This window comes from Nocardia sp. CC201C, from assembly GCF_030010695.1.
Taxonomy (GTDB): Bacteria; Actinomycetota; Actinomycetes; order Mycobacteriales; family Mycobacteriaceae; genus Nocardia; species Nocardia otitidiscaviarum.
The window spans coordinates 1-7,786 of record NZ_JASCXP010000363.1; the positions used below are offsets into that span (position 1 = coordinate 1).

At 69.1% G+C, this 7,786-nt stretch carries 10 protein-coding genes; 6 read left to right on the plus strand and 4 right to left on the minus strand.

Going from position 1 to position 7,786, the window contains the following annotated elements; all coding sequences use genetic code 11:
• Positions 1-275 precede the first annotated feature (275 nt).
• Entirely contained in the window at positions 276-617 is a 342-nt protein-coding gene (locus tag QK444_RS28375) for a hypothetical protein (protein ID WP_029926799.1), read from the plus strand.
• Between the two features lie 81 nt (positions 618-698).
• Positions 699-1,760 carry a crotonase/enoyl-CoA hydratase family protein gene (locus QK444_RS28380; protein WP_282785209.1) on the plus strand — a complete coding sequence of 354 codons (1,062 nt, stop codon included), beginning with the start codon at positions 699-701 and terminating at the stop codon, positions 1,758-1,760.
• 61 nt (positions 1,761-1,821) lie between these two features.
• On the opposite strand, the gene QK444_RS28385 is transcribed toward QK444_RS28380, so the two are convergent.
• Complete coding sequence (locus QK444_RS28385) at positions 1,822-2,280, minus strand: MarR family winged helix-turn-helix transcriptional regulator (RefSeq protein ID WP_282785210.1); 459 nt, start codon at positions 2,278-2,280, stop codon at positions 1,822-1,824.
• Positions 2,281-2,340: 60 nt separating this feature from the next.
• On the opposite strand from QK444_RS28385, the gene QK444_RS28390 reads away from it, so the two are divergent.
• Both QK444_RS28390 and QK444_RS28395 read left to right on the plus strand, forming a co-directional pair.
• Positions 2,341-3,315, plus strand: a complete 975-nt coding sequence (locus tag QK444_RS28390; RefSeq protein WP_282785211.1) for a pirin family protein — start codon at positions 2,341-2,343, stop codon at positions 3,313-3,315.
• Positions 3,316-3,513: 198 nt separating this feature from the next.
• Positions 3,514-3,813: an excalibur calcium-binding domain-containing protein gene (locus QK444_RS28395; RefSeq protein ID WP_029926791.1), complete on the plus strand. Its 300-nt coding sequence runs from the start codon at positions 3,514-3,516 to the stop codon at positions 3,811-3,813.
• A gap of 116 nt (positions 3,814-3,929) precedes the next feature.
• Here the strand turns inward: QK444_RS28395 and QK444_RS28400 are convergent, their stop codons facing one another.
• Positions 3,930-4,154 (minus strand): DUF3618 domain-containing protein, encoded by a 225-nt coding sequence (locus tag QK444_RS28400; protein WP_282785212.1) that lies wholly within the window; start codon positions 4,152-4,154, stop codon positions 3,930-3,932.
• Positions 4,155-4,314: 160 nt separating this feature from the next.
• Between QK444_RS28400 and bcp the strand changes: the two genes are divergently transcribed.
• Positions 4,315-4,788 (plus strand): thioredoxin-dependent thiol peroxidase, encoded by a 474-nt coding sequence (gene bcp, locus QK444_RS28405; RefSeq protein WP_282785213.1) that lies wholly within the window; start codon positions 4,315-4,317, stop codon positions 4,786-4,788.
• Positions 4,789-4,855: 67 nt separating this feature from the next.
• On the opposite strand, the gene QK444_RS28410 is transcribed toward bcp, so the two are convergent.
• Complete coding sequence (locus tag QK444_RS28410; RefSeq protein ID WP_282785214.1) at positions 4,856-6,133, minus strand: hypothetical protein; 1,278 nt, start codon at positions 6,131-6,133, stop codon at positions 4,856-4,858.
• A 275-nt stretch (positions 6,134-6,408) separates the two neighbouring features.
• Between QK444_RS28410 and QK444_RS28415 the strand changes: the two genes are divergently transcribed.
• Positions 6,409-7,041, plus strand: coding sequence for a TetR/AcrR family transcriptional regulator (locus tag QK444_RS28415; protein WP_282785216.1), 633 nt, complete (start codon positions 6,409-6,411; stop codon positions 7,039-7,041).
• A 114-nt stretch (positions 7,042-7,155) separates the two neighbouring features.
• Here QK444_RS28415 and QK444_RS28420 read toward each other — a convergent pair whose 3' ends face one another.
• The gene (locus tag QK444_RS28420) at positions 7,156-7,578 is read right to left on the minus strand and encodes a holo-ACP synthase (protein WP_282785215.1); all 423 of its coding nucleotides are present in this window, start codon (positions 7,576-7,578) and stop codon (positions 7,156-7,158) included.
• Positions 7,579-7,786: the final 208 nt, after the last annotated feature.

Consider the following 7,786-nt stretch of genomic DNA (forward strand, 5'->3'; position numbering starts at 1 on the left):
TTTCGGGGGGGCACCCTCGTTTATCCCCGGCCGCGGGGCGGGGCCGGGGGGGGGCGCCCCCGGCCCGGGCCTGCTGCTCCCACAGCGGGTCGACGAACAGTTCGGGCAGTGCTGCGCTCATGCGTGTCGATCTTCCGTTCTCCGAGCAGGTTTCAGGCAGTATGCCGCAGCGTCCCGACACCCGGCACGGTCGTATTGCCACCGATGGCTCGGTCGCCGCGGCGCTGTCGGTGGCCGGGACTACCCTGGAATCGCCCCCTTCGAAAGCCTGGACCATGAACGACGCCGAGAACGACGACTACGCCCACAGCAAGGCCGCCGAACACGCGCGCCTGGACAAGGCGCGGCGGCTGGCGGCGTATGTCTGGCTGCGCGATATCAGCAGTGCGGAGCTGCGGGAGCTGCCCATGGCGCAGTTGCGCAAGCTGGCGCGGGAGGCGGGGGTGAATCCGCCCGGCAGCGAGGAGACATGGCAGGTGGTGGCGCGACTGCTGGACGCGAAGGATGCGTGGGCGGCGCGGCATCCGGACCACCCCGCGGCCCGGCGCAGCCATGCCGACGAAAAGATCACCTGGGTGAAGCCGCCGGTGAAACCGTGGGTCACCGGCGAACACTGATCCGCCCCCGGCCGTACGAACGCGGTGCCGGAATCATGTCGACTCTTGACATCAAGAAATGAACTGGCGTTCACTGCTTGGGTGTCCCCCGATGACGAGAACCATGCCGGTACCCGCCCCGCGGCCTGGCGCGACGACCTGACCGGCGGCGCGGATTCGCTGTTCGCGGATCGGCCCGAACCGGTGAACTCCTACACCGCGCGCACCCTCACCTACGAAGTGACCGGCCGCATCGCCCGCATCACCTTCAACCGGCCCGAGCACGGCAATGCCATCACCTCCGACACCCCGATCGAACTGGCCGCCGCGGTCGAGCAGGCCGATCTCGATCCGCGGGTGCACGTGATCGTGGTGAGCGGCCGCGGCAAGGGCTTCTGCGGCGGCTACGACCTGTCCATCTTCGCCGAGGGCGCGGGCAGCGGCGGCTTCGGACCGGCAGGCGGGACGGCCGACGGCAGCGTGCTCGACCCGGTGGTCCAGGCGCGCAACCACGACCCCCGCGGCACCTGGGACCCCATGGTCGACTATCAGATGATGTCGCGGTTCAACCGCGGCTTCGCCAGCCTGCTGTACGCCAACAAACCCACCGTGGCCAAGGTGCACGGATTCGCCATCGCGGGCGGAACCGATATCGCACTGTTCGCCGATCAGATCGTCTGCGCCGAGGACGCCCGCTTCGGCTATCCCCCCACCCGCACCTGGGGCATTCCGGCCGCGGGCATGTGGGCGCATCGGGTGGGCGATCAGCGCGCCAAGCGACTGCTGTTCACCGGCGACAGCCTCAGCGGCAAGCAGGCCGCCGAATGGGGGCTGGCCATCGAAGCACCGCCCGCCGAGCGGCTCGACGAGCGCACCGAAGAACTGCTGCGCCGGATCTCGCTGGTGCCGATCAACCAGCTCATCATGGCCAAGCTGGCGCTCAACAGCGCGCTGCTCAATCAGGGCGTAGCCAACTCGGGCATGGTCAGCACGGTGTTCGACGGTGTCTCGCGGCATACGCGCGAGGGGTACGCCTTCCAGATGCGCTCCATGACAGCGGGATTCCGCGAGGCGGTCCGGGAGCGCGACGAACCGTTCGGCGATTGGAAGCGGGCGCAGTTCGCGCGGGACCGAAGCGAGACCCCCGCCACCACAGCGGAATAGCGCCGCACGACCGGAGACGACCACCGCGATCCACCGCGGGCTCGGTACGGCTCCCGCAACGCTAGTCGAGCGCACCCTCGCGCTCGACCGCCTCCGCCACCTTCTCCCCCAGCGAGCGCAGCGCCGCCGCCTCGGCGTCGGTCATATGGTCGATGAAGGCCCGCCGGACCAGTTCCACATGATTCGGCGCGGCGTGTTCCAGGGCGGCGCGACCCGCATCGGTCAGCCGCACCTCGCGCCCCCGCGCGTCATCGGTGGCCGGGCACCGGGACACCAGGCCGCGCCCGTCCATCCGGGCGAGGTGTTTGGACAGGCGGCTCTTGTCCCAGCAGATCTCCGCACCCAGATCCTTGGCGCGCAGCTCTCCGCCGTGTGCCGACAGCGCGACCAGGATCTCGTAGTCCGAGGGTGAGAGCCCGTCGGCCGCCAGCCCGGCCGCGATGGCGGCGTCGAGACGCTGGCGCATCCGGATATAGGACTGCCAGGTCTGCTGCTCCTCGTCATTCAGCCAACGCACCATGGAATAGATCTTAGCCGCTAATGGTTGACATGGACACCAACAGGCCCACAGGAGGTTTCCATGCCCGCCATCACCGTCGACAACATCCTGGTGCTGCCGCGGCTCCCGCGCCCCGACGCCGCCACCGGACGCGAGCGTGCCGTCCGCACCCTGGTCACCGCCCACAGCCAGCGCGAGGGCGCGGGCTTCGAGGTGCGGCGCCCCTTCCCCAGCGTGGACCTGCGCACCGCCGACCCGTTCATCCTGCTCGACGAGATGGGCCCGGTCACCTACGAACCGCACGAGGCCAAGGGCGCGCCCTGGCATCCGCATCGCGGTTTCGAGACCGTCACCTACGTGCTCGACGGCAGCATGGTCCACCACGACTCGCACGGCGGCGGAGGCGTCATCGGCGAGGGCGATACGCAGTGGATGACGGCCGGGTCCGGCATCCTGCACGACGAGCTGCCCGCCGAGGAACTGGTGACACACGGCGGCCGGATGCACGGCTTCCAGCTGTGGGTGAACCTGCCGCGCGACAACAAGATGGCCGCGCCGCGCTACCAGGATCTGCGCGCGAGCGAACTGACCCTGGTCAGCTCGCACGACGGCGGGGCGCTGGTGCGGATCATCGCCGGGGATATCGGCGGATTCTCCGGACCGGGGTCGACCCATACGCCCATCGCCTACGCACACGCCTCCATCACGCCGGGCGGGCGGCTGGAAACGCCCTGGCCACGCGACTTCACCGCCATGGTCTACGCGGTCTCCGGCAGTGGCGCGGTCGGCGGCCGGCCGGTGACGGCGGGCCAGTTGGCGGTGCTCGGGCACGGCGATTCGCTCACCGTGACCGCCGACGCGAAACAAGAAACGCGCACCGGCGATATGGAAGTGCTGCTGCTGGGCGGTCGACCCATCCGGGAACCGGTCGTACAGTACGGACCGTTCGTCATGAACAGCCGACAGGAAATCATCGACGCCATCGAGGATTTCCAAGCCGGGCGAATGGGCCAGATTCCCGCGGAGCACCGCACGGGGCACCGCCTCGGAGAGTGAAACGCGGCGAAACGGGCCTGCATGCAATGCTTCTGCCTGGATGAATAGCGCAACCGGTTGACAATGCAACGGTCCGTTGTGATGGTGGACGGCGGACCGGACCGGCCACCGTGCCGTTCCCGGCAGCGGTGGCGCCCGCGTCGAGCCGGTCCGCCCCGTCCATCGCGCACAAAAACGCACGAAAACACAGAGGAATACATGAACGTTCGCAGGCTCCTCGTCACCGCCAGCGTCGCGGGTCTGACGACTCTCGCCCCCGCCGCGGCGGCCGTCGCCCAGGTTCCCGCCGGATCCTCGGGCACCGGCTCGTCCACCATCGACACCGGCTCGGCCGCGGTCGGCTCGGCCCAGCTGTCGCAGACCGGCTCGGCCGGCGGTTCCTACCGCAACTGCGATGACGCCCGCGCCGCCGGGCACGCACCCCTCTTCCGCGGCGAGCCCGGATACGGCCCGCACCTCGACCCCGACGGCGACGGCTTCGCCTGCCCCACGGTCTGATTCGCGACGCCGTCGCACTCAGACAGAAACCCCCGGTGCCTCGATCGCACCGGGGGTTCGGCATTTCTCCGCATACTCGCCCGTACCGGTGACCCGGATCGGCGGCGGGACCGCTCTCAGTCCCGGAAGATCTTCACCAACAGCAGCAGGAGGAACAGCAGCCCGGCCCCGATGAGGCTGTACTTGATCTTGGGCTCGTTCACCTTCGCCACGAACGCCTGCTTGGTGTTGTCGGCCAGCCGCTGGGGATCGGCACGCACCGCCAGCTCGTCGAGGGTGTTCGCGAGCCGGTGCCGCGCGGCCTCGATCTCGCGCTGAATGTCCTCGGTATCCCTCGCCACGTCACACTCCTGTCTCAGGCCGCTCCCGTTGGGCGGCGCGATCGTCGTCCGCCAGCCGGCCGCCCATCGCCACATCCGCCGTGGTGAGTAGGGCAAACCCGATGTGCGCCGGCCTGCCAGCGAGTGTATAGCCCGGTGCCGGATCGGCTAGCGTGCTGGCATGACCGAGAATCACCGCCTCAGTCCCGGCGACACCGCCCCCGCCTTCACCCTGCCCGACGCGGACGGGAATCCGGTATCCCTGTCCGACTTCAAGGGCCGCAAGGTGATCGTGTACTTCTACCCGGCGGCGAGCACCCCCGGCTGCACCAAGGAGGCCTGCGACTTCCGCGACAACCTGGCCGAACTGAACGGCGCGGGCATCGAGGTGGTCGGCATCTCCCCCGACAAACCCGCCAAACTGGCCAAGTTCCGCGACAACGAGCAGCTCACCTTCGCGCTGCTGTCCGACCCGGACAAGGAGGTGCTCACCGCGTGGGGCGCCTTCGGCGAGAAGACGATGTACGGCAAGAAGGTCACCGGCGTGATCCGCTCCACCTTCCTGGTGGACGAGCACGGCAAGATCGAGGCCGCCCAGTACAACGTGCGCGCCACCGGGCACGTGGCCAAACTCCGTCGCGACCTGGCGGTCTGAGCACGACGAAGGTCCGGCCATCCGTCGGTTGGCCGGACCTTCGCGCGGGTTCCGCTGTGCTACAGCGCTATACGCGCGGCAACAGCTGCACCGCCCACTTCAGCATCATCGCCCAGTGACTGTCCCACCAGCTCTGGAATTCGGGCGTGCCCAGCGGCGGCGGAGCGGACTCGCCCGGGAACAGACCGAAGCCGTCCGGCGCGCCGACCGGGTTGGTCGGTGCGGGGATGATGGACTGCTGGCCCACGCCGGTCTCGCGCTCCGCGGGAGCGTCGAGCAGCGGTTTGGGACCCATGAGACCGAGCGGCTCGGAGTCCACCGGACCCCAGCCGGAGGTACCGGGATCCAGCGTCACCACGGTCGGCTCGGCCGCGGACTCCTCCTCCAGCACCGCACCTGCCTCCGAGGGTTCGACGACCGCGGGTTCCCAGTGCGTCTCATTGGACGAACCGACCGCCGAACCGGAATCGGCGATGGCCGGATGCGGGCCGCGGTGACCACCGTCCGCATTGATCCGGGCGTCGGTGAGCATGGGTTCGGGCACCGTGCGCGAACTGCCGCTGGCCGAGTACACCCCGCCCGCCACCAGACCGCCCGCGAGCACACTGGCCGCCGCGAACAGCGCCGCGGTGCCGCGGGTCCGCTTCATCCGCTCGGCCGCCTCGCCCGCGTACTCGACCTCCGGCAGCGCGGCCAGTGCCGCGCCGATGGCCGGGGCCTGCGCCGCCACCGCGCACGGGATGATGGGCGCCCCGAATCCGGCCTCCAGCGCCGCCACCACGGTGGGTTCGCTTGCGGCCGAACCGATCAGCACCACAGCGTCGGGACGCACCCCGGCCGCGTCGAACTGATCCCAGGCCGCGGTCACGGCGGCTCGCATGGTCTCCTCGGTGGCCGCGCCGCCACTGAGCGACACCGCCGCCAGCACCCGGGTGCGATCCCCGTCGATGAGCGAGAACGCCTGGAAGCCGGGCACGACCTCGCAGATGGCGAGATCCTCGAATTCGTCCACCCAGGTCATGGCCCGCGCGGCCGCGAGATGCGAGGACTTGGCCGAGACCAGCGACGCCTCGTGCCAGCGCCCGGAGGCCAGCCTGGTGACGATCGCGCGCCGCTCGGCGGCATCGCGGTAGGCGACCGCGGCCCCCACGACGTCGCGATCGGGACCGATCTTGTCGGCGACGGCATCCATGACCGCCTCGACAGCCGCGGCGAGGTCCGCCTTGGTCTCGCCGCCGACCCTTCCGGTGAGGTGCAGCAGCACTCGCTCGGGCAGCTTGTCGCCGTCGTCCGCGAGCGCCACAGCATGGACGGTGCCGCGTTCGGTGGAGACACCGATGGTCACCGCTGATCGAACTACCGCAGGAACAACCACAGATTCAGCCTTCCGCCTAGCGCGTTGGAGTCCAGCCGCTATAAGCAGCTGCAATGAGTGTTCGACGCCACACTCGGCGCGGATTGGTCATAACCGATGGGCCTTCGGAAAACACGCAGGACACCGCCGCGTGTCATCAGCGTGTCGCTACCAGTAGCCTGTTGAACGTGGAAACGCGCACGGGAGCGAGGGCAACGCCGAGGCCCGACCCTGCGTTGGAGTTGCAGGACGACCCGCAAGAGTTGATGCCCCGCCGCCGCCCGACGCAGGAACGGAGCAAACGGAAATTCGACGCACTGCTCCAATCGTCCAGGGAACTGCTCGTCGAGGTCGGCTTCGAATCCTTCACCTGTGAAGAGGTGGCGGCCCGCGCGGAAGTGCCCATCGGCACGCTCTACCAGTTCTTCGCCAACAAGTACGTGATCGTCTGCGAACTCAATCGCCAAGACCTGGTGGCGGTTTCGCAGGAGCTCGCCAACTTCCACGGCGAAGTGCCGTCCATGGACTGGCTGCGCTATATGAACAGCTTCGTGGACCACATGGCGCAGCTGTGGATGACCGACCCGTCCCGGCGCGAGGTGTGGCTGGCCATGCAGTCCACGCCGTCCACCCGCGCCACCGGCGCGATTCACGAGAAGGAGTTCGCGGAGGTGGTGGCGCAGATGCTGCGGCCGCTGATGCCGCGCACCCCCCGCGCCCGCCGGTCCATGATGGCGCAGGTGCTGGTGCACGTCGTGTACTCGATGCTGAACTTCTCGGTGCAGGACGGGCTCAGCCACGATGCGGCGGTGGCGGAGCTGAAGCGGCTCATGGTGGCGTATCTGCTGATCGCCGAGAAGGAATCGCGCACGGGCGGGCAGAAGGGCGCGGGGAGCTAGCCGCATGCGGCGGCTCTGCCCTGCGCGCATCGGCGGCTCGGCAGAGGATGCGCGCGGGCGTACACACATGGCGCGCTGCGAATACGTGTCCGGCGGACTACGTGCCGATCAGAATTACGTGCCGATGAGATCAGCCAGCTCGCCCGGATCCTCCAACACCACCATGGCCGCCGCGGTGTCGCCGTCATGGGTGAGCGACAGGTGGATTCGCACGCGCGGCAGGAATTCCGCGGCGAGGCCGTGCAATCGGATGCTGGGGCGGCCCCAGGCGTCGTTGACCACCTCGATGAGCGGGTACGGGTTGTCGCCGACCTGCGGGCTGCGCGCGAAACGCGAGGAGGCCCACGCCTTGAGCACCGCTTCCTTCGCCGCCCAGCGGGCCGCGTAGCTGCGGGCCGAATCGGTGGACTTGCTCTCGCAGTAACGGCGCTCCCCCGCGGTGAAGCTTTCCCGCAACATGGTGGTTCCGGTGCGTTTCAACTGCTCGGAGAACTCCGAGATCGTCACCAGGTCCAGTCCGATACCCAGGATCGTCAACGCGCCGCAGCTCCTCGTCGGTCGGTGTGCAGTCGTGGTCGGCTGAACATACCAGCGGAGCCTACGGGTCCGTAGGCTCCGCTGGTAGTCGATCGGTTCCGCTGGCTGACAGCAGTGCTTTGGTTTGCGCCGCAAGCGTTCCCGGGTCCGGGAGGCAGCGCGGCGTCGGAGGGGGCTGCGCTTGCCCACCCCGCGCCCCAGGGGCCGC